Here is a 23,205-nt window from a genome sequence, read left to right as displayed (position 1 = left end):
ATACAAATGCACTACCGGTAATATTATATATAAAACGAGAGCATTATATAATGCTCTCATTTTTATTTTCTATAAATCTAAGCTTAATTGATCTGGTAATAATTTAAATGTCATTCTATGATAAGGAGTAGCTCCATATTCTTTTATTGCTAAGCGATGAGCTTTTGTTGGATAACCTTTATTTTTTTTCCAATCGTACATTGGAAATTCTTCGTGGATTTTTTCCATATATTCATCACGATACGTTTTTGCTAAAATAGATGCTGCCGCAATATTCATATATTTTGAATCACCTTTTATAATACACTCGTGTGAGACATCATGATATTTATTAAAACGATTTCCATCAACAACAATCAAATCTTTCGGACAATCTAATTGATCTATTGCTCGATGCATAGCCAAAAAACTAGCGTTTAAGATATTTATTTCGTCAATTTCATTTGGCCAAACAATTCCAATTGCCCAATATTTAGCATTTTCTTCTATAAATGTTCTCAACGAATTTCTTTTCTTTTCAGATAATTGTTTTGAATCATTAATAATTTCATTTTCAAAATCATTTCCCAAAATAACGGCTGCTGCTACAACCGGACCACTTAAACATCCTCTTCCTGCTTCATCGCAACCTATTTCATATTCGTGATTTGATAAAACTTTGTACAATTTTTTATATTTTTAACAAAGTTATCAAAATTTAGCATAAAAAAGTTTTGTAAATGTTATAGAAATCTTAAGTTTATGAAAGTTTTAAAAATGTTTTAACAGATGAGGAGAAATTTAAAAAACTTGTTTGTATTAGGAGGTATTCTTTTAGGAACTTCATTATATGCGCAAGAAAAGACTGTTACAGGAACTGTAACAGACTCTGATGGACTTCCAGTAGCTGATGCTGTTGTAAAAACAACATCAGGAAAAGAAGCTTACACTGACGAAAATGGGGTGTTTAGTATTGAAGCTAAACAAGGAGATTTAGTAACAGTAGAAGCAATGGGATTACCAACTCAAACTTTTTCAGTTGGTGCTGGTTCAGAATATAAAGTAACTCTTAAAGCTTCTGATACAGTAGAGTTAGAAGGGGCTGTAGTAACCGCATTAGGTATTACACGTGAAAAAAAATCATTAGGATATGCTTCGCAAGAAGTTAAAGGAGATGTGATTTCTGCTGCAAGAGGGAGCAACCCTTTAAATTCCTTATCAGGAAATGTTGCAGGTTTGTCAATCTCTAACAACTCTGGTAACTTAGGAGGGTCTACTCGTATTGTTCTTAGAGGGTTACGTTCTATTACTGGAGAAAATAGACCATTGATAGTTATCGATGGTATACCAATGAGTAACAACAACGTTAATGGTTCTGGTGCTTCAAGTGGTAGTGGAGGTCGCGATTATGGAGATGGGGCTTTTGATATGAACCCTGATGATGTTGAATCAATCAACGTATTGAAAGGTGGTCCAGCATCTGCTTTATATGGGTCTCGTGGTGCTAATGGTGTAATTATGATTACGACTAAAAAAGGTAAAAAAGGTCGTGATGAAATAACTATTAACACGGGGGTTTCATTTGATCAAGTAGCAATTAGTCCTAAGCTTCAAAAATCTTATGGAGGTGGATCTAAGGATACGTTTAGTAAAATTACAGTAGATGGAAAACAATATAATATTGTAGAGTATCAAATGGATGAATCTTGGGGGCCAAAATATAATGGTCAAATGGTTCTTCATTGGAATGCATTTAATCCTGAAGATCCAACAAACTATATGGTTGCAAGGGAATGGAAAGCTCCAGCTCATGACGTAGATTCATTCTATAATACAGGTATTACTTATACTAATTCTGCTAGTTTTTCAAAATCTTATGAAAATACGAATGCAAAATTAGCAATATCTAACATTAATCAATCAGGTATTATTCCTAATTCATCATTAAAAAGAACAACTCTTAATTTAGGGATTGATAACAAATTTGGAGATAAATTTCAGGTTTCTGGAGATATGAATTATGTGAGAACAGATGGATTTAATCGTCCTGAGTTTGGATATGGAGATAATTCAGTTATTCAGAAGTTCTATCAATGGGGACAACGTTCGTTAGATTTTGCTGCTTTAAAAAATTATAAAAACAGTAAAGGAGAACAATTATCTTGGAACAGAACTGCTTGGAATAATGCCACACCATTATATTCTGATAACCCATATTGGATTATTAATGAGAATACTTCTGACGATAGACGTGATCGTTTTTATGGAAACGTAAAATTAAGATATGACATCTTACCAGGGTTGTATGCAACTGGAGCTGTTTATGGAGATCATTATAACTTACAAATTCAAGAAAGAGTTGCAGTAGGATCTCAAGCGACATCAGGATATAGTTTATATACTCGTCAATTTACAGAGATGAACTACGAAGGGCGTTTAAACTATGAAAAGAAATGGACTGATTTTAGTGTGAATGCTTTCGCAGGGGTTAATAGACGTCATGAGACAAGATCTAATGTAAATGCAGCTACTTCAGGAGGATTAGTTGTTCCAAATTTATATTCGTTGTCTAACTCAATGGCATCACCAACTGTATCTAATTATAGATCTAAGAAAAGAGTAAATTCTGTATTTGCAGGTGCTTCTTTTGGATTCTATGATGTATTCTATTTAGATGTAACAGCTCGTAATGACTGGTCATCTACTTTACCAGAAGCAAATAACTCGTATTTTTATCCTTCAGTATCTGGAGCGTTTGTTTTCTCAAACTTGATTAAACAAGATTGGTTAACATTTGGTAAAATTCGTGGAGGTTGGTCTCGTGTAGCAAATGATACAGATCCTTTCAATTTAATTGATACATATGCTAATTCTACGTTTACAGGAACTACAAATTTAGGAGATCCTTATTATTTATTACCATTAGCTAAAGCAAATAAAAATTTGAAACCTGAGATGGTAGATTCTTGGGAGGTTGGTTTAGAAATGCAATTCTTTAAAAATCGTTTCGGATTTGATGTTACTTATTATCAACAAAAAACAAACGACTTAATTGTACAAAATACAACTCCTGCTGAAACTGGGTTTACTGCTAAATGGTATAATGCTGGGGTAATGGAAAATAAAGGTATTGAAGCAATGGTGAAGATTACACCAATCCAAACTGAAGAATTTTCTTGGGATTTTGCATGGAACTTTGCAAAAAATGATAACAAAATTGTAGAATTATACGGAGACTTACAATCTATTACATTAGCTCAAGCACCATTTAAAGCTGGGGTTTATGCAATGTTAGGTTCTAAATATGGTCAAATCCGTGGAACTGACTTTATTTATGATGATCAAGGTAATAAAGTAGTTGGGGCTAACGGATTGTATTTATCTTCTGGCGTTAAGAATTTAGGTTCTGTTTTACCTGACTATAACATGGGATTCCGTAACACATTTACTTACAAAGGTGTTTCTTTATCTGCGTTAGTAGATGTGCAAAAAGGAGGTAAATACTTTGCTTTAACAAATATGTGGGGTATGTACTCAGGTATGTTAGAAGAAACAGCAGCAAATGGAGTGCGTGAAAACGGTGTAATTTCTCAGGGTGTTACTGGTTCAGTAAAATCAAATGGAGATGGAACTTATACAGTAACAAATACAGCAGAAAATACAAAAGTTGTTGATGCATCTTCATATTTTGGAAATTATTATTCAGGACCAACATCTCAAAACGTATTTGATTCTGATTACATCAAATTAAGAGAGGTTACTTTATCATATACTTTCCCTAAAAAATGGGCTGGACCATTTTCTAATGTAGTTGTATCTGCATTTGGAAGAAATCTAGCTACATGGGGGTTAGATAATAAGAATTTTGATCCAGAAGTTGCTACAGGAGGTTCAGGAAATGTACAAGGATTAGAAGGAGGGTCTTTACCTTCAACAAGATCTTTTGGTATGAATCTTAAATTACAATTTTAATTTAGAAAAAGAGTTATGAAAAAGAATATCGGAAAATATTTATTAATGGCTACTTTATTAGGTTCTACTGCAATGTTCACTTCTTGTGATAATGGATTAGCAGAGCTTAATGAAAATCCGAATAGCCCTGAAATTGTACCTACATATACTATTTTTAATGGAGCTACAAGATATTTAATGTCAACAGCAAGAGATGGTTGGTGGTCTGCACGTATGTCAATGCCTTGGATGCAGTATACAGCACAAATTAACTATACTGAAGAAGATAAGTATCAATATCGTGATACTCAAACTTCAGGAGGTTGGAATGCTTTATATAGATCAGCATCTAACTTTAAAGATATTATTGATAAATGTACAAATCCAGAGACTGCAGCTCAAATGGGACAGTATGGTGATTTAGATAATCAAATTGCTATCTCAAGAATAATGTTAGCATATACATTTGATCAATTAGTGTCAAGTTTTGGTGATGTACCATATTGGTCTCACGGGAATAAAAATGCAGATTTCCAAGCTTTACAAATTGATGATTACGCTGCACCTAAATATGTTTCTCAACAAGTTATTTATGAAGATTTGTTAAAAGAATTAAAAGAGGCATCAGAGCAATTGGATGTGAATGCGTCTGGTTTTTCTAGTGGGGATAATATCTATGGAGGAGATGTTGCTAAATGGAAAAAATTTGCAAACTCTTTGCGTTTAAGAATTGCTAACCGTGTAAAAGCTAAATTGCCTTCAGCAAACGCTCATATCACAGATGCAATTGCAAAAGGAGTATTTACATCGAATGATGATAATGCAGCTCAAAACTTTGGTAGTTCTGCTGCAGAAGGATCTCCATTTTGGGCAACTTTCTTTACAGGAAGTATGCGTACAGATTTTGCGACGAATAAACAGTTTATTAACTTGTTAAAAGGTCAATCAACAAAAAACTTTGGAGTGGATCCTCGTTTACAAGTTTATGCAGCACCTATTGGTCTTAAAAAGTCTCAAGTATATCCAGCATCATATTCTGATACTGATGATCTAACAAAATATCAAGGTATGCCTTATGGTCTTCCAGATACAATGTTATCACTAAATAATGAAACAGCTAAACTTTCATTTACTTCTAAGTATGTAATGACGCCTACTTTTGCTGAAGTATTAATGGAATATGCTGAAGTAGAGTTTATCTTATCAGAAATTAATGGATGGGATGCAACTCATTATAAAGCAGGTGTACAAGCCTCTATGGATAAATGGGGTGTTGATGCAACTAAAGCTACAGCTTATGTAAATGCATTACCAGCTGCAAATCAAGAAAACGTTATTACGCAGAAATATATTGCATTATACATGCAAGGAGCTGAAGCTTGGAATGAATACCGTAGAACAGGTTATCCAAATGGAGGAATTTTATTATTACCAGGTCAAACAGCAAAAGATAATAATGGAGCTACTTATACATTTACTCCATTAATGTCAGGTAATGTTGTTGCTAAAGACTTGCCAGCACGTGTACGTTATCCAATTACACAACCATCGTTAAATGGAGCGAATTATAAAGATGCTTCATCTAAATTAAGCAATGGTGATGAAATTGATTCTAAATTATTTTTTGCTAAATAATAGTATCAAATATCCTCAATAGTTATTAAGCCACTTCGAAAGAAGTGGCTTTTTTGTTATTATATTTTTGTAGATTTATGATAAGTAAAAAAAATATGAATCATATCACTTATTATATTGTTTTTCTATCTAGTTTACTGAGTATTGTCGTTGCACAACCAATCGTGTATAAAGTAGAAATAAATAAGTGTTTGGATTATAATTTCAATGATGACTTATTTTTAGAAAACCCTGCATATTTAGATGAAATACAAGAGGAGTTTTATTTGCAAAATTCTACTTTAGATCCTACGAAATTTACTCATGATGGAAGTGTTTATAAAAATGCTAATGCTACAACAAGCTATATTTATGATAGAATAAATAGATCTTATATAGTGGATGATGGGGAAAAGAATAAAAAAATATTTTTTTTAAAATTTATAGAAAACACACTACATAATCCTAAACAAGTGTTTGTGGTTGAAGTTACCTATTTTAGGACAAGAACTCCTCCAAATCTTACTGGAGAAATACTTTATGGCTGCCTAGACGATTCAAATAAAGAGAAATATGATTTAAGTAAAGTTTCCTTAATCAATGCTTTTATTAATGTTCCGCCTGATGAACGAACTTTAGTATTTAGCTTGTATAGAAGCTATAATGATATGATTTTGAATCAAAATATGATTCCCGAAGTAGAGTGGAAAGATTATAGTATAAATTCTAATGATGAGCATAAAGTTTATTTAAGGATATCTTTTAAAGATACCACTAAAAGATGTATATCAGAGTCTGTAATTAATTTACAACTGAAGGATTACTCAACTCAAATGGATAAAACTGAATTTGAGTTTTGTGGAACTCCTTTTGTGGTTAATGGTCCAGATAATCAATCTAATTACGAATGGTATTTTAATGGAGATTTAAAATCAACTAAAAAAGAAGTGAAAGTTGATGCCTTGGGAGAGTGGATTGTCTATTTTGATAATGATTTGGGTTGTAAATCAAGTGTCAAAATTAATGTGATTCCAGAGAAAGAAAGATCGCGTATAGAAAAAGTAACTGCAACTTCTAATAGTATTACGATAATTCCTTTTCCAAATGCTAATATTGATAGTTATTCTTTAGATGGCATTACTTTTCAGAATAGTGGTACATTTTTCAATCAAACAGCAGATTTAATTAGTATTTGGTATAAAACTAAATTAGGTTGTGTTTTTGGACCTATACCTTTTGATATTGCAAACGGCTTCAATTTTTTATCACCAAATGGTGATGGAATTAATGACACTTGGAGTTTGAGAAATAAAGATTTTTATAAAAATGCTAAAATTCAGATTTTTGATAGATATGGTAAAATAGTTGCGAATGGAATCGTAAATGATATTTTGCCTTGGAACGGTAAACATAATAATTTTGTATTGCCAACAGGGACTTATTGGTTTATAATAAAAGATGATAAAGAGACACTTAAAACAGGATATATCGTTTTAAAAACAAAATAGCAAGCCAATTGGCTTGCTATTTTGTTTAATATATTGATAATTCTTAATTCGAATAATTAGGAGCCTCTTTTGTAATGACAACATCATGTGGGTGAGATTCGTGTAAACCAGCACCTGTAATTTTAACGAATTTACCGTTTTCAATTAAATCTTGAATTGTTGGAGTTCCGCAGTAACCCATTCCAGCACGTAATCCACCGCATAATTGGTAAACAACTTCTGCAATAGAACCTTTGTGAGGAACACGACCTTCAATTCCTTCTGGAACTAATTTTTTCGCATCAGCTTGGAAATAACGATCTTTAGAACCGCGTTTCATTGCAGCTAAAGAACCCATTCCTTGATATGCTTTGAATTTACGACCTTGGAAAATAATTTCTTCTCCTGGCGCTTCATCTGTTCCTGCAAATAAACTTCCTAACATCACCAAGTTTGCCCCAGCAGCAACCGCTTTTACAATATCACCTGATAATTTGATTCCACCATCTCCAATAATCGAAACATTTCTTGTTTTTGCATAAGAATGTACATCATGAATAGCAGAAAGTTGAGGTACACCAACACCAGCTACAACACGAGTTGTACAGATAGAACCAGGTCCAACACCAACTTTTAAAGCATTTGCTCCAGCATCAATCAAAGCTTTTGCTGCTTCAGCAGTTACAATATTTCCACCCACGATATCTAATTCAGGGAAAGCATTTCTAACTTCAGCAACTTTACTAATAACTCCAGCAGAATGTCCGTGAGCTGAATCTAACGCTACGATATCAACACCTTTGTTTACTAAAGCTTGAACGCGTTCTAATGTATCAGCACCAACTCCAACTCCTGCACCAACACGTAAACGACCTTTTGTATCTTTACATGCATTAGGGAATTCAGTTAAATTGTCAATATCTTTTATCGTAATTAATCCGATTAATTTATTGTTTTCGTCAACGATTGGTAATTTTTCGATGCGGTAACGAGAAAGAATTTCTTTTGCTTTCTTAAGGTCAGTATCAATATCAGAAGTTACGATATTTTCTTTTGTCATCACGTCTTCTACCAATTGGTCGAAGTTTTCTTGGTAACGAATATCACGATTTGTAATAATTCCAACCAATGTTCTATCTTCTTCAACAACTGGTAAACCAGAGATTTTGTATTTCTCCATTAAGTTTACTGCATCTTGCAACTTGTGATGACGAGATAAAGTAATTGGATCAGAAATCATTCCGTTTTCTGAACGTTTTACCATATCAATTTCATTCGCTTGTTCTTCGATCGACATATTTTTGTGAACGAAAGATAAACCTCCTTCACGAGCTAATGCAATCGCTAATCTTGCTTCGGATACAGTATCCATCGCAGCAGAAACTATCGGAATGTTAAGGGTGATATTGTCTGTGAATCTTGTTTGTAGAGATACTTGGTTCGGTAATATCTCTGAGTAGGCAGGCACTAATAACACATCGTCAAAAGTGAAGCCCGTTTGTAGAATTTTGTCTGTTAAAGGCATTGCTTTTTGCATTGCAAATTTAGATGAAAAAAGTTTAGAATCAAAACTATTTGAGAAAATGTATCTTTATTTTGAAGGATTTGATGTTTTGTTAATATGTAAATGAATCGATTAGAAACTTTAAAATTAATTTTAAAATATTCGATAAATCTATATTGTTTAGATGAGATTGTAATCAGAATTTAATCATTTCAATCCTAAGCTATATCAATTTTTTATCTTATTTTCGCAAGATAGTTTATTAAAACAAAATGGATATAAATTTCAAAAAGTGGAACAACATCTTGGGTGTTGCGATGTTCTTGATAGCGACAATATTGTATTTGGCATCGATGGAACGTTACCTGAGTTTGTGGGATTGTGGTGAGTACATTGTATCATCAGCAAAATTGGGAATTACGCATGCACCAGGAGCAGCTTTGTTCCAAATAATGGGAGCAGTTTGGTCTGGTTTAGCTTTTGGTGACGGAAGCAAATACGCCATATTAATCAACAGTACATCTGCCTTGTATAGTGCAGGAACAATTATGTTTTTGTTTTGGACAATTACATATTTTGCTCGAAAAATGTTTGGAAAAACGCAAGATCCAATGAATGTCGATGCGATTGAACTAAATGCTTCTCAAAAAATTATAACATTAGGAAGTGGATTAGTTGGAGCTGCAATTTTTATGTTTAGCGACACATTCTGGTTTTCTGCGGTAGAAGGAGAAGTTTATGCAATGGCATCTTTCTTCACAGCGTTATTATTTTGGCTGATTACAAGATGGGATCAAGTCGCTGATACACCTAGAGGAAACAAATGGTTGGTAATTATTTCGTTGGTGATTGGTTTATCGGTTGGTGTTCACTTAATGGCAATGTTAGCAATTCCAGCAGTTTGTTTTGTATACTATGCTCGAAAATATAGATTTACAATCAAAAGTTTTTTAATCGCAAATGTTATTACATTGATTATTTTAGCTTTTGTATTCAAAATAATTTTCCCAGTTGTGATGACATTCTTTGGAAGAACAGAGATTTATGTAGTAAATAATTTGGGAATGCCTTTTAATTCAGGAACAATTATTGCCGCTATCATTTTAATTGCAGTTTTCTATTTTGCGATTAAATTAACTCAGAAATATGGTTCAGCATTATTGAATACAATTTCGTGGTGTGTGATTTTTATGTTGATTGGTTTCTCATGTTGGTTAGTTATTCCGATTCGTGCAAACGCAAATCCTCACATGAATTTGAATGATCCTGATACAGCTTTGGGTGTTTTAGATTATTTTAATCGTGAACAATATGGTTCTTGGCCTGTGATGTACGGACCAGTTTTTACGGCTCATATTGCAAGTGACGGAATTAAGCGTGATACTAATGGAGCGCCAGAAAGTACAGTTCGTAGTTCTGAATATATCAAGGATAAACGTACAGGAAAATATTTGAAAGTTTCGGATCGTTTAGATTATACATATGAAGATAAATATGTGAAGTTTTTCCCTAAAATGTTCAGTCCAGACCCAGGTGTGATGGAGAATTATGCGGCAGTTTATGCTTTTCCAAAATTCTCTTTGAATGCACAATATGCGGGTGATAAAGAAGCGCAACAAATGTACGCGCAATTGGTTGAGAAACGTCAAAACAGACAATTAAAAGTTGCAGAACTTAAGAAATATGGTGAGATTTTAGATATCGAACCACCTACATTTGGTGAACAATTTAATTACTTTATTGATTACCAAATCAACTATATGTTTATCCGTTACTTTATGTGGAATTTCTCTGGTCGCCAAAACGATTTAGAAGGTAATTTCGAGATTACAAAAGGTAATTGGATTTCAGGAATTCCATTTATTGATAATCCACGTTTAGGAGATCAATCAAAATTACCAGATGAATATAGAAATGATGGAACAAATGTATATTTCATGTTACCATTATTCTTAGGTTTAATCGGGTTATTTACACAATTAAACAGAAATTTTGTTAACTGGTGGTCATTGTTGTCATTGTTTATTTTAACAAGTGTCGGAATCATCTTTTACACATCTGTAAAACCTTTCGAGCCTCGTGAACGTGATTATGCATTGGTAAGTTGTTTTTATGCATTTGCGATTTGGGCAGGATTGGGTGTACAAGGAGTTTATTTATTACTTCAGAAATTGATGAAGCAAGAATTGAAACCATCTTTAGCAATTGGAACGACAGTTATTTTAGCTGGTATTCCAATTTTAATGGGAGCTCAAAACTGGGATGATCACGATCGTTCAGAGCGTTCTGTAGCTTATTCTTTAGCTTACAATTATCTGAATCCGCTCGATAAAAACGCTATTCTTTTTGTCTATGGAGACAATGATACTTATCCACTTTGGGGATTACAAGAAACCGAAAATTTCCGTGATGATGTAAAAATTGCGAATTTAACGTTGGCTGCTTCTCCATGGAATTTAGAACAATTGTTACGTAGAACGTACAATGCAGCTCCACTTCCAAGTGATTTGAAACCGAAAGATTATCAATCTGGAACTAACGATCAAATTTTTGTTGTTGGAGGTTCTATTAAAAATATTTTTGATCAATTGAATAGTTTCATCAAACCAGGATCTAATCAAACATTAGAAACGTTAAGTCAAATGCCAATTGAACAAGTTGCTCAATATTTATCTGATCCTGAAATTGATCCAAATCAAGTGATGTCAGTTTATAAAAGTTTAAAACCTTTGCAAAAATATATCACAACAGATAGTATGACTGCTAAAGAAGCAATGGATTTTATTTTAGATAATAAATCACCAGAGAAACAAGCTTTAGCAGATTATTTTGGTTATCCAATTGGTGGAGCAAATTATTTACCTGTTTCTAAAATTGTTGTTCCTGTAAATAAAGCAAACGCGCTAAAATATGGAATTGTAAGTGCAAAAGATGCAGATAAAATGGTTGATTCAATCACAATTAATATCAAAGCGTCAAGTTTATTCAAAAACAATTTGTTGTTGTTGTCAATGATGGCGAAATACAATTGGGATCGTCCTATTTACTTTAGTGGAGGAGGAATTTCTGACCCTGAAAACACATTCTACATGAATGATTATTTATTGAATGCTGGAATGAGTTATAAATTAGTTCCTATTTATACGCCTTTTGGTAAAGGAGGAATTATTGGAGCTTCTGATAATGACATGTTGTTAAGAACATTCAATTCGTATAAATGGTCTGGATACAATAATCCTGATGCTTCATTTAGTTTGACAGAGCGTAACTACACATCTTCATATAGAAATACTGCGGTACGTTTAGCAGATGATTTATTGAATGCAGGACGCAAAAAAGAAGCAATTGCAGTTTTAGATAAAGTAATGTTAGAAATTCCTGCTTTAGCGAAATACGATATTGGTTATGGAGTAAGTAGAATTGCTGGAATTTATTTGAAAGCTGGAGAGGATAAAAAAGCACAAGAATTGTTTGCGCATGTTCGTAAAGAAGCTAATGCAAAAATTGCTTTTTTCGAGTCGTTACCTTCAGGAAAAGGATATTCAATTGGTTCAGATTTAGCAGCAGCTAAAAATGATTTGATGATGTCAATCTACAACGAAGCTTCTGCATTAGGAGAAAGAGGTGATAAAGACAAAGCATTGAAAGTTTTTGAATCTGCTTATAATCCTGTTTTAAAGAAATTCGAAACCTTATATAAAGAAGTAGTGGCAGATGGAAAAGTTGACGCAGCTGATCAAGCAAAAATCATGAATCAGTTTAATTATTTAGACGAAATGATTGGTGTAGCTGCAGAAATTGATACCAATTATGCGAAACAACAACAGAATATTTTATACAAAATGGTCGGACAATAAGTCAAATCAATAAACACAGAAAAGCTCCAAAAATTATTTTGGAGCTTTTTTTGTGAAATAAAGTTCTGAATATTAGGTTATTGTTAATTTTAGTATTTTTTATCATTATTTGGTTTTTAACTTTGGCACATAAATTGAAATTATGCAAATAAGTTTAACAAAATTGTAAATATTTTAAAACATTATAAAAATGAAAAAAGTATTATTAACAGCTGCTTTCGCAGTAGCAGGTATGGTTGGAGTTTCAGCGCAAACAACAGGAGTAGAAGGTACAGTTCACGTAGGTATTCCAGTAGGAGAGACAGCAGATGTATCTTCATTTAATATCGGAGTAGATTTAGCTTATTTACATCCTATTGCAAATAACTTTAAATTAGGTGCTAAAGTAGGTTATGATCATTTTATTGGAAAAGAGTATAAAATTAATAATGTAGTTGTAGCTGAAAAAGATGATGTTGGATTTATTCCATTAGCAGCAACAGCTAAATACGAGTTTGGAAATAATTTATTTGTAGGTGCTGATTTAGGTTATGCTTTCGCTACAACTGACGGTTATGAAGGAGGTTTATTTTGGCAGCCTAAAATTGGCTATTCTGCTTCAACATGGGATTTATATGCAGGGTATAAAGGAATTTCTGCTGGTCCAGAAAATAATAACACTGTAGATTGGAAATATAATGCAGTATCTGTTGGTTTTGCTTATAAATTCTAATAGAAAATAACGTATAATTTATAAAAGCTATATCGAAAGATGTAGCTTTTTTTTATTAATATGCTTTTATGAATGTTAAAATTAAATGATTAATATATTTAATATGAGTTAATTAATATTTGTAGTACTCTTTTTTAACATTATTTGGCACAAGACTTGAAATTATGCATACATCATAATTAGAACTATAAAATTTAAAAGATGAAAAAAAATTTTTTTATTGCTGCTGCAATGTTAGGAGTTGTAAGTTTGAGCGCACAAGAAAAAACAACATCGTCACAATTTGGTATTAAATCAAGTGTAAATATGTCTTCTTTTAACGGAAAAGATGTAAATGATAATGATTATAAAGTAGGTTTTAGCGCAGGTCTTTATGGACATTTTCCACTTACTGATCGTTTTGCTGTTCAACCAGAGGTAAATTTTACAAGAATAGGAGGGAAGTACAAAGACGAAGTAATGGAAGTAGGAAATACAACTGTAAAAAGTAAAAACAAAACGACTTTAGATTATATTCAAGTTCCAATCATGTTCAAATACTATCCTGCTGCATCTCGTTTCAATATTGAGGCTGGTCCACAATTTGGATTTAACATGTATGCGAGCAATAAACAATCTACAAGTACATATGCGAATAATACCGTTTACACAACAGAACAAAAGTTTGATGTAAAAGATGACGTAAAAAACTTTGACTTTGGTGTTAACTTCGGTTTAGGATACAATGTAACAGACAATATCAATGTTGGTGCTAGATATTATATGGGATTAACAAGACTTACAGAAAATACAAACAATGGTACAGCAATTGGTGCTGATGTTAAAAACCATTCATTTTCTTTAGGAGTTGGATATTCATTTTAATCGAGAATATTTAAGTTTAAATAAAAAGGATTCTGAAAAACTCAGAATCCTTTTTATGTTTTTATAAAATTTAGCATTAATCTTTCAACGCAATTTTTTTGATGGAATGTGTCAAAATTATTCTATTAATCATGAATAAAATGATCACGATAATTAATCCAAAACCGATGACTTCCCAAACGTGAGAACTTTCTGTTGCCATAAATTTCCCGACTTTTTCTTTGATGATATCTAAAACAAAATAAACTAACGGAATAGAAATAATATAACTGAATAACATAAATATAATCGAAAATTTCAGATACGGACGAGCCAATTGATTGATGTTATATCCAATCAAAAATAAATCTTTCGTTTTGTGTTTATTCTTTTCAATCATCAATTGAAAGTTAATAATCATCAACCAAATCGCTGCGAAAACAATGATTAAACCAATAAATAAAACCAACGAAAAAGCTAATTTTAGATAATACGTCAATTCATTATTTTTCAATTCATCTTTGTTGATATCATAATTTTGTTGCTCAAAATAAGTCGAAGCATTTTCATCTCCTTGAGATTTCGTTTCAACAACAATTCGCGAAGGTTCTGTATTTTTTTGAGGCGCATAAGTTTGATTTGCCCATTCCAAAAAGTTTTCAGGAACTAAAATCGTATTAATTTTAGTCGTAAAATCGACAATTCTTGCTTGATATACTTTCTGATTTTCTCCTTTTCCTAAAATCAATTGAAAAGGAATTTTAGTAAATAATCCTTCCGAAACTTGTGGTAAACCTTGACTTGTTGCAAAACCAAAATTGTACAAATTCAAATAACTTTTCGGAATAATAATCGGAATAAAATCTTGTCCTTCTTGCCATTTCCAATCCGATTCTTTGACATCAATAAAATCTTCTGGAACAGATTCGAAAAATAAATCAGTCGAAAAACCACGAATTCCAGCAACACCACCAACTTGCAATTTTACAGGAAACTGACTGCTTTTGAATGTTCCGACTTTCGCAACAAAATTTTGCGATTTCAAATCGTTAATTTCATCTTCACTAAAACTTGGCTTTTCTCCAGTTAACGTTTGTAAAGACGATATTTTTTTGTTCAAAACTACATAATTTGCTTTCCAAACTGAACTATCTTCTCCAAAATTTTTGGCATAATCCAAATAAATTGTTCCAGCCAAAATCAAGATGAAAAATCCGATAATAGAGAAAAAACAAAAGGTTGTAATTCGCAAGAAACTTAGGTTTTTACGAACCAATTTTTCAATTAAATTTTTAGAGTTGAATGACATTTGCAAGGCGTTTATCGTGAATTTCGTGTAAGCTTGTAAAGATGATTCCAGCGTTATTTTTTGCAGCTTCTTTGGTAACTAAATCAATCAGAAGTTGTTGATTTATTTCATCTAAATGACTAAAAGGTTCGTCCAAAAGTAGAAAATCAAATGGTTGACAAAGTGCGCGAATCACAGCAATTCGTTGACGTTGACCATAAGAAAGATGAATCGCTTTTTGATGTAAATGACTTTTTAAACCAACTTTTTCAATCCATTCAATAATTTGATTTTCGGATTGATGTTGTGTTAATACATTTTTTAATTGGATATTTTCCATCAAAGTTAATTCTTCAAACAAATGCAAACCTTGAAAAACATACGCAATTTTTTCGCGTCTAATTTTTGTCCAATCATTCAAAGAATAATTCTTAATATTTTGTCCATCAAACAAAACTTCTCCGTCATAATCTTTTCTATCACCGTACAAAATATTAATCAACGTCGATTTTCCAACACCAGAATGTGCAACGATTTGATAAATATTTCCGCTTGAAAAAGTGTATGTATTTTTCCAAATTTCAGATTGTTCGAACCCAAATTCTTTCAAAGGATGCGGAACAAGTTGACTGATTTTAATTTCCATTTTGTTGTGCAGCTTGATTGAAAAATAGTGAATAAGCTTGGTCCAAAAGTAAGAAAATCACTTCCAAACTATTTTTATCCGTCTTTTTCATATGTATTTTTCCTGTTTTTGTGTATTCATTCGAAACGCGGTAATCGATGTGATCAAAATAAGATAAAACCGTTTGCATTTCTTTCGTGTTTCCGAACGGAATTTGTTGATAAATATATTTTTGAACTTCTTTTGGATATTGATCAAAATTTAGATTCACGTAACCAAACATTGGATTTGAAGCGTTTGTAGCGTATCCTGTTGTGACAAAATTTGAAGAACTTACCATTTTGTTCAAATATTGATTCATAATCGATTGATTATTTGTGATGTACATCAAATTGTTTTTGTATGTCATATAAATCTTCATATTTGTCGAAATTGGTAACATGTAATAAGGTCCAATTTTCTGAATATTTTCTTGATGAGATTTAATAAATTCGTTGAAGAAAAGATCGTTTTTCATTTTTCCTCCCAAAACAAATTGAGGATAAACAACTTGCTTGATAAAAGCTTCTTTCTTCCCAAAAAAGTCATTTGGATTAAATGCTTTTCCGATCTCAAAATCATATACACTAAACAAAGCTTCGCCTTCAAAACTTTGTTCTAATTTGTTCAAATCAATTTCATATTGTTCTAAAAAAGTAGTCAAGAAATTCTGATTTTCGAACACATAACGCGTGTTGGCAGGATAAATTCCAAGTCCAATGTTCATGTAACTTTGCGCAGGAAAATACTTGAAAAAATCAGTATTGATTTTTGATTTCCACATCGGATGTTTTTGTAATTTAACTTTTGTAATCGCATCTGGATGAAATTTCTGTGTAAAACTAATTCCGTCCGAAGTAAATGAAATAAAATTGACCCAAGAACTTTTTGTGAAATCAAGGTTTTTCTTTTCAGAACTTTCATGTTTCGAGAAGTTTTTCAAGAAATTTCCAGTGTACCAAATGTTGATATCCTGCGAGTTTTTAACAAAATCTCCAAAGCTGTTATTTTCTTTCGCAAGTGAATGTTTGTCGTTGATAATTTTCGCGAAATAATCTTGAATCGCTTTTTCTCCAACACCAAATTCAGAAACAATCAATAAAAATTGAGATTTGTTCCAAGCCATAAACGGTTTATTGAATCCAGAAATTGTTGTAAAACCATCTTTCTTTTCAAACGAAATATCTTTTTTGTATAAACCTTTGTAAATGGTTGATAAATGTTTTTCAAATTGATCTTTGTCACGCATATTTGTAATCAACGCAACCATATTTTTTTCATTAATTTTTTGTCCAAAAATGTAAATAGGGCTGATAATATCTATGCCTGCTGAAGTCGGATTGTTTTTGATATCATTTAATAATTGATCAAAAGTTGGATCTTGATTTTTAAGTTCGCCTTCGGCTAATTGATAAATTTTATATTGTTCTAATTTCTGAAAATTACCTTTTTCTGCAATTGATTTTGGATTTATCAACGCAACAAAATCTACATCTGTAGGAATCAAAACCGTATAATCTTCGTTTTTGGAACAACTTGCAAAAAGCAAAATTAGAAATAGAATTGAGTAATATTTGAAGCCTTTTTTCATCGAAAAAATATCTTTAAAAATTGTTGTTAATTATTTGTTTAATCCTGAATTAAATCTGAAATCATCTGATTTTTATTCAAGAATTGTTAAATCTATAATATTGGTATAAATTTAAGCAATTATTAATATGATTTTCGTTTCTATAACAATAAAAATATGTAAAAATTTCTTATATTCGCACTCCTTGATTTAGAAGAAATAAGAAAGAATTCGATGGCAAAAAAGTTTAGAGAATGTAAGCACTTAGACTTGGTACAAGTCTCAAAAGAAACGTTAGAAGAATGGAAACAAAATAATGTTTTCGAAAAAAGTATTTCTACGCGTGATGGAAATCCATCTTTTGTGTTCTATGAAGGTCCTCCTTCTGCAAACGGAAAGCCAGGGATTCACCACGTTTTAGCACGTTCTATCAAAGATATATTTTGTCGTTACCAAACCTTGAAAGGAAAACAAGTTTTTCGTAAAGCGGGTTGGGATACGCATGGTTTACCAGTAGAATTGGGAACTGAGAAAGAATTAGGAATTACCAAAGAAGATATTGGAACTAAAATTTCAATTGAAGAATATAACGAAGCGTGTAAACGTACAGTAATGCGTTACACAGATTTGTGGAATGATTTGACTGAAAAAATGGGTTATTGGGTGGATATGGAAGATCCATATATCACGTATAAACCAAAATATATGGAGTCTGTTTGGTGGTTGTTGAAGCAAATTTATAACAAAGATTTGTTGTACAAAGGTTATACAATTCAACCATATTCTCCTAAAGCTGGTACAGGTTTATCTTCACACGAGTTAAATCAACCAGGAACTTATCAAGATGTTACAGATACAACGATTGTTGCTCAATTTAAAGTAAACAAAGATTCTACAGATTTATTCAATGATTTTGATGGAGATGTGTATTTCTTAGCTTGGACAACAACACCTTGGACGTTGCCATCAAATACAGCGTTAACAGTTGGTCCAGATATCGATTATGTTGTAGTTGAAACATTCAATCAATATACATTCGAGCCAATTCGCGTAATTTTAGGAAAACCATTGGTTGCTAAACAATTCGGTAAACCATATTTCTTAGCAGAAACAGAAGAAGATTTTAAAGTTTATGCGGCAGGAAATAAGACAATTCCTTATAGAATTGTAGGAGAATACAAAGGTGCTGATTTTGTTGGAACTCGTTATGAGCAACTATTACCTTGGGCGTTGCCTTACGAAAATGCAGAGAATGCTTTCCAAGTAATTCCTGGAGATTTCGTAACAACAGAAGATGGTACAGGTATCGTACATACTGCGCCTACTTTTGGTGCGGATGATGCGCGTGTTGCAAAAGAAGCTGGTGTTCCACCAATGTTGGTATTAGATACGCATGGAAATGCTGTTCCTTTAGTAGATTTACAAGGTCGTTTTGTGGCTGATTTACCAGAAGGTTATGGAGGTAAATATGTAAAAAATGAATATTACGATGATGGAACTGCTCCTGAAAAATCGGTTGATGTAGAAATCGCGATTTTATTAAAAGAGCAAAACAAAGCCTTCAAAGTAGAGAAATATAAACACAGTTACCCACATTGTTGGAGAACAGACAAACCTATTTTATATTATCCATTAGATTCTTGGTTTATCAAGGTAACGGATGTGAAAGATCGTATGGTTGAATTGAATAAAGAAATCAATTGGAAGCCTAAAGCGACTGGAGAAGGACGTTTCGGAAACTGGTTAGAAAATGCCAATGATTGGAATTTATCTCGTTCTCGTTATTGGGGAATTCCATTGCCAATATGGAGAACTGAAGAAGGGGATGAAGTTACAGTAATTGGTTCCGTAGAAGAATTAGTTGCTGAAATTGAAAAATCAATTGCGACAGGCGTAATGACTTCTAATCCTTTCCAAAATTTCGAAGTTGGAAATATGACAGAAGAAAACTATGATTTAATCGACTTACACAAAAATGTAGTAGATGAAATTACATTAGTTTCTGAATCAGGAAAACCAATGAAACGCGAAGCGGATTTGATTGACGTTTGGTTTGATTCTGGAGCAATGCCTTATGCGCAAGTTCACTATCCATTCGAAAATAAAGAATTGATTGATAATGGAACAATGTATCCAGCTGATTTTATTGCAGAAGGTGTCGATCAAACACGTGGTTGGTTCTATACATTACACGCAATCGGAACATTAGTTTTTGATTCGAAAGCATATAAAAATGTAATGTCAAACGGATTGGTATTAGACAAAAATGGTCAAAAAATGTCAAAACGTTTGGGGAATGCTGTCGATCCATTCGATACATTGGCAACTTATGGTCCTGATGCAACACGTTGGTACATGATTGCGAATGCGCAACCTTGGGAAAACTTAAAATTTGATATTGCTGGAGTGGACGAAGTTCGTCGTAAATTCTTCGGAACATTATATAATACCTATTCATTCTTCGCATTATACGCGAATGTGGACGGATTTACATTTGAAGAAGAAGAAATTCCTGTAAATGAAAGAGCTGAATTAGATCAATGGATTATTTCTGAATTGAATACATTAACGAAAAAAGTTGATGCCTTTTTAACAGATTATGAACCAACAAAAGCGGCTCGTGCTATTCAAGAATTTGTGATAGATAATTTATCAAACTGGCACGTACGTTTATCAAGAAGACGTTTCTGGAGAGGTGATTATTCGAAAGATAAAATTGCAGCTTACCAAACATTGTACAAAGTTTTAGAAACGGTTTCAATTTTAGGTTCTCCAATTGCACCATTCTTCATGGATCGTTTGTACAAAGATTTGAATGCAGCTACAGGTAAAAATCCTGCAGAATCTGTGCATTTAGCAGATTTTCCACTTGTAGAGGAATCTTTAATTAAAGCAGAATTAGAAGAACAAACACATTTAGCACAAACGGCTACAAGTATGATTTTATCACTTCGTAAATTGAGTGATAACAAAGTACGTCAGCCATTACAAAAAGTAATGATTCCTGTATTGAATGATACGATGAAAGCTAATTTGGAAGCTGTATCAGAATTATTGAAACAAGAAGTTAACGTTAAAGAAATTCAACTTTTAACAAACGAAGAAGCATCAAATCTTTTAGTAAAATCTATTAAACCTAATTTCAAGACTTTAGGTCCAAAATATGGTAAAGAAATGAAAGCTATTTCGGCTGCTACAGCAGAATTGACGAATGAAGAAATTGTTAAATTAGAGCAATCAGGTAAAATAGATTTGTTAATTGACAACAAAACATTAACTTTAGATTTAGAAGATTTTGAAATCGCTACAAAAGACATCCCAGGATGGACTGTAGCTTCTAATTCTACATTGACAGTAGCACTTGATTTACAATTGACAGAAGAGTTAATTAATGAAGGTGTTGCACGTGAATTGGTAAATAGAATTCAGAATCTACGTAAAGAAACCGGACTAGAAGTAACCGACAAAATTATACTTAACTTAAAAAATGATGAATCAATCGTAAATGCAGTCGAGCAAAACAAAGATTACATTTGTTCTGAGACATTAGCCGAAGATCTTGTTTTACAAGACCTAGTTGCAAATGGGGCAGAGGTTGAAATTAATGGATTGATGACGCAAATTGCGATTACAAAACTGTAAGCGTATGGCAACAACAGATGAAAAAGTAAGGTACTCTGATGCAGAGTTGGAAGAGTTTAGAGCAATAATTCAAGACAAATTAGATCAAGCGATAAAAGATTACGAATTATTGAAAGAAGCTTACACGAACGATAGTAACAATGGTACTGACGATACGTCTCCAACGTTCAAGGCGTTTGAGGAAGGTTCTGAAACCATGTCGAAAGAACAAAATGCACAATTAGCAGCACGCCAAGATAAATTTATCCGTGATTTGAAAAATGCATTGTTACGTATTTCGAACAAAACATACGGTATTTGCCGTGTAACAGGAAAATTAATTAACAAAGATCGTTTGAAATTAGTTCCGCATGCAACATTAAGCATCGAAGCTAAAAATATGCAACGTTAATCAAGTATTTTGAAAAAAGTAGTACTCATTACCATTTTGGTTTTAATCATTGATCAAATTTCAAAATTTTACGTAAAAACACACTTTTTTTTAGGTGAAGACGTAGATGTTTTGGGTTGGTTTAAAATAGCATTTGTAGAAAATCCTGGAATGGCATATGGAATGCATTTCGGAGGAGAAACAGGAAAAATAGTTTTATCACTTTTACGAATTGCTTTAATCGGAATGATTATCTACTATATTAATGCATGGTCGAAAAAACTAAATAATAACTTCTTTATCATTCCGATTGCGCTTGTTTTGGCAGGTGCAATAGGGAATGTACTTGATGGAATTTTTTATGGCGTTATTTTCGATAAAGGAACTACTTACAATGAAATGTTTCAGGATTGGGTAGGATATCAAGGTGTCGCACAAGCAAACTTTGCTGGTTATTCTGGTTGGTTTACAGGCTGTGTCGTAGATATGCTTTATTTCCCAATTGTGGAGTTCGATTGGCCTTCTTGGATTCCAATTATAGGCGGACAACATTATAAGTTCTTTCAGCCTGTATTTAATATCGCAGATTCGGCTATTTTTATTGGAGGACTTACTTTGTTTCTTTTCCGTAAAAAAGCATTTACAACCGAAAATGGTGTAAGATTAAGATTTTAAAAAGATAATCCCTCAGTTCAAGCGCTGAGGGATTTTTTATTATATTTATTTGTACAAGAATTGATTTTGATGAATAGTTGGTTTAATCTTTTGACTGAAAGTTGTGACATGAATGATTTATCTAAATATGTTGCAATCTATCATGTCAAAAGCTGTTCTTATGACGAGAGTTTTATAAATAAAAGTATTTCTTTAGACGATATAATTTCAATCGTTAATAAAGGTTCTATTGATATTCAAAATGATATTTTAGAAATATTCGTAGCAATAAAGCAAAATAATACGAATGATTTAATCGTAATATAATCCTTTTGGTCTACAAAACAATCTTTAATATTAATGAAGAAATGAAAAATCAACTATTAATCAATTCAGAACAAGTTAAATGAAGGAAGTTTGTTATCGGAGTTTTTTATAGTTACAAAGAAGGCGGAGCGTAATATTCGTATTTATCATCTTTTGTAAAGATTAATTTAGAGTTAAGATCTTGTAACTGTATAATTTTTCCACTCTTTTTTATAATTTTAAACTTTACAACTTCATTCGTTTTCCGATTTTTCAGTTCTAGAATATTATTTTTTATTTCAACGTCATAATTATTAGCCTGCATTAATATTGTTCTAGAGATAATATCACCATTTTTAATGGATACTACTTTTGATTTATATTCAGTTTCTTCTGGGTAACTATTTATTCTCATAAAAGCTGAGTAATCATTGACTTGTAAAACTATTTCATAAGGGGATTCAGCAGGTAATAACGTGTCTTTTTCTAGTTTCCAAATAAAGTATTCGTTGTCAAAAGTTGGCTCGTATAATTTAGCTTTTGGAGGAGCTGGTAAAGGTGGAACTTTCTTTATTTTAGGTGGAGGTAAAGTTGTTTTCTTTTTTGTTGGGAGAAAGTGAAACATGAAAGTAAAAGAAATAATGGTAATACTAGTTTTGTAATTTTCATAAGAATTGATTTATATAAAATTACAAAAAATAATAAATAAAAAACTCCTTTCAATTTCTTGAAAGAAGTTCTGTTGTGGTCCCTACTGGATTCGA

16 protein-coding genes are annotated in these 23,205 nt (G+C 32.2%); 10 read left to right on the top strand and 6 right to left on the bottom strand.

Going from position 1 to position 23,205, the window contains the following annotated elements:
* Positions 1–69 precede the first annotated feature (69 nt).
* Positions 70–666 (bottom strand): ribonuclease HII, encoded by a 597-nt coding sequence (locus B3I31_RS10890; RefSeq protein ID WP_286494711.1) that lies wholly within the window; start codon positions 664–666, stop codon positions 70–72.
* A 102-nt stretch (positions 667–768) separates the two neighbouring features.
* Between B3I31_RS10890 and B3I31_RS10885 the strand changes: the two genes are divergently transcribed.
* The 3 genes from B3I31_RS10885 to B3I31_RS10875 all read left to right on the top strand — a co-directional run bounded on the left by B3I31_RS10885 (position 769) and on the right by B3I31_RS10875 (position 7,052).
* Positions 769–3,951, top strand: coding sequence for a SusC/RagA family TonB-linked outer membrane protein (locus B3I31_RS10885; protein WP_286494710.1), 3,183 nt, complete (start codon positions 769–771; stop codon positions 3,949–3,951).
* Between the two features lie 15 nt (positions 3,952–3,966).
* The gene (locus B3I31_RS10880) at positions 3,967–5,565 is read left to right on the top strand and encodes a SusD/RagB family nutrient-binding outer membrane lipoprotein (RefSeq protein ID WP_286494709.1); all 1,599 of its coding nucleotides are present in this window, start codon (positions 3,967–3,969) and stop codon (positions 5,563–5,565) included.
* A 95-nt stretch (positions 5,566–5,660) separates the two neighbouring features.
* Positions 5,661–7,052, top strand: coding sequence for a T9SS type B sorting domain-containing protein (locus tag B3I31_RS10875; RefSeq protein WP_286494708.1), 1,392 nt, complete (start codon positions 5,661–5,663; stop codon positions 7,050–7,052).
* Between the two features lie 43 nt (positions 7,053–7,095).
* Here the strand turns inward: B3I31_RS10875 and guaB are convergent, their stop codons facing one another.
* Positions 7,096–8,556: an IMP dehydrogenase gene (gene guaB / locus B3I31_RS10870; RefSeq protein ID WP_286474114.1), complete on the bottom strand. Its 1,461-nt coding sequence runs from the start codon at positions 8,554–8,556 to the stop codon at positions 7,096–7,098.
* 251 nt (positions 8,557–8,807) lie between these two features.
* On the opposite strand from guaB, the gene B3I31_RS10865 reads away from it, so the two are divergent.
* From B3I31_RS10865 to B3I31_RS10855, 3 genes are all read left to right on the top strand, one after another.
* The gene (locus B3I31_RS10865) at positions 8,808–12,392 is read left to right on the top strand and encodes a DUF2723 domain-containing protein (protein WP_286494707.1); all 3,585 of its coding nucleotides are present in this window, start codon (positions 8,808–8,810) and stop codon (positions 12,390–12,392) included.
* A gap of 190 nt (positions 12,393–12,582) precedes the next feature.
* A complete protein-coding gene (locus tag B3I31_RS10860; RefSeq protein WP_125348662.1) occupies positions 12,583–13,104 on the top strand; it encodes a hypothetical protein in 522 nt (173 codons plus the stop codon).
* A gap of 201 nt (positions 13,105–13,305) precedes the next feature.
* Positions 13,306–13,968, top strand: a complete 663-nt coding sequence (locus B3I31_RS10855; RefSeq protein ID WP_286494706.1) for a porin family protein — start codon at positions 13,306–13,308, stop codon at positions 13,966–13,968.
* A gap of 76 nt (positions 13,969–14,044) precedes the next feature.
* Here B3I31_RS10855 and B3I31_RS10850 read toward each other — a convergent pair whose 3' ends face one another.
* Genes B3I31_RS10850 through B3I31_RS10840 form a run of 3 tightly spaced genes read right to left on the bottom strand, consistent with a single transcriptional unit; the run spans position 14,045 to position 17,490 of the window.
* Positions 14,045–15,256 carry an ABC transporter permease gene (locus B3I31_RS10850; RefSeq protein ID WP_291060522.1) on the bottom strand — a complete coding sequence of 404 codons (1,212 nt, stop codon included), beginning with the start codon at positions 15,254–15,256 and terminating at the stop codon, positions 14,045–14,047.
* Complete coding sequence (locus B3I31_RS10845; protein ID WP_125348666.1) at positions 15,240–15,881, bottom strand: ATP-binding cassette domain-containing protein; 642 nt, start codon at positions 15,879–15,881, stop codon at positions 15,240–15,242. Before B3I31_RS10845 ends, B3I31_RS10850 begins: the two co-directional genes overlap by 17 nt.
* Entirely contained in the window at positions 15,871–17,490 is a 1,620-nt protein-coding gene (locus B3I31_RS10840; RefSeq protein ID WP_291047100.1) for a DUF4836 family protein, read from the bottom strand. Before B3I31_RS10840 ends, B3I31_RS10845 begins: the two co-directional genes overlap by 11 nt.
* 213 nt (positions 17,491–17,703) lie before the next feature.
* On the opposite strand from B3I31_RS10840, the gene ileS reads away from it, so the two are divergent.
* From ileS to B3I31_RS10820, 4 genes are all read left to right on the top strand, one after another.
* Positions 17,704–21,111 carry an isoleucine--tRNA ligase gene (gene ileS, locus B3I31_RS10835; protein WP_291088041.1) on the top strand — a complete coding sequence of 1,136 codons (3,408 nt, stop codon included), beginning with the start codon at positions 17,704–17,706 and terminating at the stop codon, positions 21,109–21,111.
* Between the two features lie 4 nt (positions 21,112–21,115).
* A complete protein-coding gene (locus tag B3I31_RS10830; RefSeq protein ID WP_038331914.1) occupies positions 21,116–21,502 on the top strand; it encodes a TraR/DksA family transcriptional regulator in 387 nt (128 codons plus the stop codon).
* Positions 21,503–21,511: 9 nt separating this feature from the next.
* Positions 21,512–22,156, top strand: coding sequence for a lipoprotein signal peptidase (locus B3I31_RS10825; protein WP_038331916.1), 645 nt, complete (start codon positions 21,512–21,514; stop codon positions 22,154–22,156).
* 69 nt (positions 22,157–22,225) lie between these two features.
* Entirely contained in the window at positions 22,226–22,462 is a 237-nt protein-coding gene (locus B3I31_RS10820; protein ID WP_219033648.1) for a hypothetical protein, read from the top strand.
* Positions 22,463–22,574: 112 nt separating this feature from the next.
* Here B3I31_RS10820 and B3I31_RS10815 read toward each other — a convergent pair whose 3' ends face one another.
* Positions 22,575–23,066 (bottom strand): hypothetical protein, encoded by a 492-nt coding sequence (locus B3I31_RS10815; RefSeq protein ID WP_286494701.1) that lies wholly within the window; start codon positions 23,064–23,066, stop codon positions 22,575–22,577.
* Positions 23,067–23,205 lie beyond the last annotated feature (139 nt).

It is taken from the genome of Empedobacter sp. UBA3475 (assembly GCF_002378465.1).
GTDB classification, from domain to species: domain Bacteria; phylum Bacteroidota; class Bacteroidia; order Flavobacteriales; family Weeksellaceae; genus Empedobacter; species Empedobacter falsenii_B.
The sequence above is the reverse complement of the archived record's forward strand: the minus strand, read 5'-3'. Positions and strand labels throughout refer to the sequence as shown.

What these genes read in the sequence shown, in the direction of transcription:
- B3I31_RS10820 (WP_219033648.1), top strand. Translation starts at nt 22,226, where the DNA reads ATGAATAGTTGGTTTAATCTTTTGACTGAAAGTTGTGACATGAATGAT.
- B3I31_RS10885 (WP_286494710.1), top strand. Translation starts at nt 769, where the DNA reads ATGAGGAGAAATTTAAAAAACTTGTTTGTATTAGGAGGTATTCTTTTA.
- B3I31_RS10815 (WP_286494701.1), bottom strand. Translation starts at nt 23,066, where the DNA reads ATGTTTCACTTTCTCCCAACAAAAAAGAAAACAACTTTACCTCCACCT.
- B3I31_RS10860 (WP_125348662.1), top strand. Translation starts at nt 12,583, where the DNA reads ATGAAAAAAGTATTATTAACAGCTGCTTTCGCAGTAGCAGGTATGGTT.
- B3I31_RS10880 (WP_286494709.1), top strand. Translation starts at nt 3,967, where the DNA reads ATGAAAAAGAATATCGGAAAATATTTATTAATGGCTACTTTATTAGGT.
- B3I31_RS10850 (WP_291060522.1), bottom strand. Translation starts at nt 15,256, where the DNA reads ATGTCATTCAACTCTAAAAATTTAATTGAAAAATTGGTTCGTAAAAAC.
- B3I31_RS10840 (WP_291047100.1), bottom strand. Translation starts at nt 17,490, where the DNA reads ATGAAAAAAGGCTTCAAATATTACTCAATTCTATTTCTAATTTTGCTT.
- B3I31_RS10865 (WP_286494707.1), top strand. Translation starts at nt 8,808, where the DNA reads ATGGATATAAATTTCAAAAAGTGGAACAACATCTTGGGTGTTGCGATG.
- B3I31_RS10830 (WP_038331914.1), top strand. Translation starts at nt 21,116, where the DNA reads ATGGCAACAACAGATGAAAAAGTAAGGTACTCTGATGCAGAGTTGGAA.
- ileS (WP_291088041.1), top strand. Translation starts at nt 17,704, where the DNA reads ATGGCAAAAAAGTTTAGAGAATGTAAGCACTTAGACTTGGTACAAGTC.
- B3I31_RS10875 (WP_286494708.1), top strand. Translation starts at nt 5,661, where the DNA reads ATGAATCATATCACTTATTATATTGTTTTTCTATCTAGTTTACTGAGT.
- guaB (WP_286474114.1), bottom strand. Translation starts at nt 8,556, where the DNA reads ATGCCTTTAACAGACAAAATTCTACAAACGGGCTTCACTTTTGACGAT.
- B3I31_RS10855 (WP_286494706.1), top strand. Translation starts at nt 13,306, where the DNA reads ATGAAAAAAAATTTTTTTATTGCTGCTGCAATGTTAGGAGTTGTAAGT.
- B3I31_RS10845 (WP_125348666.1), bottom strand. Translation starts at nt 15,881, where the DNA reads ATGGAAATTAAAATCAGTCAACTTGTTCCGCATCCTTTGAAAGAATTT.